This is a genomic window from Streptomyces sp. NPDC004667, assembly GCF_040609475.1.
Taxonomy (GTDB): Bacteria; Actinomycetota; Actinomycetes; order Streptomycetales; family Streptomycetaceae; genus Streptomyces.
The window spans coordinates 1-1,604 of sequence record NZ_JBEXKC010000260.1; the positions used below are offsets into that span (position 1 = coordinate 1).

At 69.8% G+C, this 1,604-nt stretch carries 1 protein-coding gene and 1 pseudogene; one reads left to right on the forward strand and one right to left on the reverse strand.

What is annotated here, in order from left to right; translation table 11 throughout:
* Positions 1 to 394: pseudogene (locus tag ABZW32_RS39890) on the forward strand (hypothetical protein); the annotation flags it as partial.
* 256 nt (positions 395 to 650) lie between these two features.
* Here the strand turns inward: ABZW32_RS39890 and ABZW32_RS39895 are convergent.
* A partial coding sequence (locus tag ABZW32_RS39895) for a transposase family protein (protein WP_356225828.1) occupies positions 651 to 1,604 on the reverse strand: 954 nt, incomplete at its 5' end.

Below are 1,604 nucleotides of genomic sequence, written 5' to 3' on the forward strand. Positions count from 1 at the left end.
CGGGCACCAGGGCGCCGGCTACCCGCAGCTCGGCGCAGCATGGGGCATCACCCGCCAGTCCGCCCGCACCAAGTGGCCCGACGCCGTACCCTCCCGCGCCCACCTCCCCCAACCCCCGGTACCCGTCCAGCACGCCGGCGGCACCGCCGCCGTCCTCCACCAGCCCGACACCGACGGCCTGTGGATGTTCACCGCCCTGGCCGCCGACGGCACCCAGCACGTCAGCCCGGCCGAATACACGAGCAGCACGGCCGCCGCCCACGACGCCCGCGCCTTCCTCGCCGAACACCCCGCGGGCGGAACATGGACATGCGAGCACTGCGGTGCCGGCAACCCCGCCGCAACCCCGTACACCTGCGGATTCTGCAACCACCGCCGCGAGCGGACTCGCTAGTCCGACGCCGAGCCAGCCCGCCGCCGCAACGGCCCCGGCAGATTCAGGCCGACCCGCCGGGGCCGACGCCGCCAGGACGGCATCCCCGCGCCCGAGTCGGCCCTCTCGGGGCCGACCGGAGCACCGGCTTGTCCTTCGCGACTGCCGCGGCAAAGCCGGGCCCACACCCGGGGTGCGGGCCCGATTCCCGGCATCCCCTAACGAGCTCGTGCATGGCTGGCTGTGGCACGTCGAAAGGTGTAGGTCGGCGCGGTGGTCACTGTGGCTGACGGGCCCCGCGGGTGGCGGTCTGCTGGTCTGAAAGCAGTCCGGCGATGGCTTGGATCGTGTCACTCATCTGTTCGCGTCGGCCGTGGTGGCGGGCGAGTGCCCCCCAGTTTTTGAGGTGTGCGATGCCGTGCTCGACGCGGATCCGGCGTGAGGAATGTGCCTTGCGCTGGCGTTCGTAGATCTCTCCGTACCAGTCGGGCGGGTTCTTCTTGAACTTGCGGTGTGGTGGTGTCACCACTTGGCCGCCGGTTTGGGCGCCCAGGCCCTGATAGCCGGCGTCAGCGAGGATTTCCACGGCCGGGCCAACCGCCAGGTGTCTGACCTGGCCTAACTGCCGGGCATGGGTGATATCGGCACAGCTTGCCGGCTGGGCGGAACTGCAGAACAGGAGTCTGCCGTCGGCGTCGGTGAGGACCATAGCCTTGACGGCGTTCTGCTTGTTCTTGCCGGAGATAAACTGCTCCCGGTCCTTGCGGCCGACGGCGGGCCTGCAGACGCGGATCTCGGTGCCGTCGATGATCCCGGTCTGTCCGCTGGAGCCCAGGTGGTCGATGACCTCGGCGAGGGTGCGGAGCCGGAGGCCGGTGGCGATGGTGCAGCCGCGGGTTGCGAGCAGGGGCCGCACCTCGCCGATGGCGCGGGTGATCGTGGAGCGGTCGACGTCGAACCAGCAGGCCAGCACGTCGTGAGTAGCACCGTGGCGAAGGTGGACGAGCGTGGCCAGGAGCCGGTCGACGAAGACCAGCCGATGCTTTGCCCCGGCGCCGACGGCCCGCTTGCGTGGCCTGGACTCTAGCCTCGCCTGGTGCCGTTCATGCCATAACGGACCAACCTCGGCGACGAGTTCGGCGATCACCTCGGCCGACAGACCTGTGATCTTCCGGTCACCGATGATCGCTGCACGAGACCCGTTCCCCACCACACGAACATGATCAGGGAT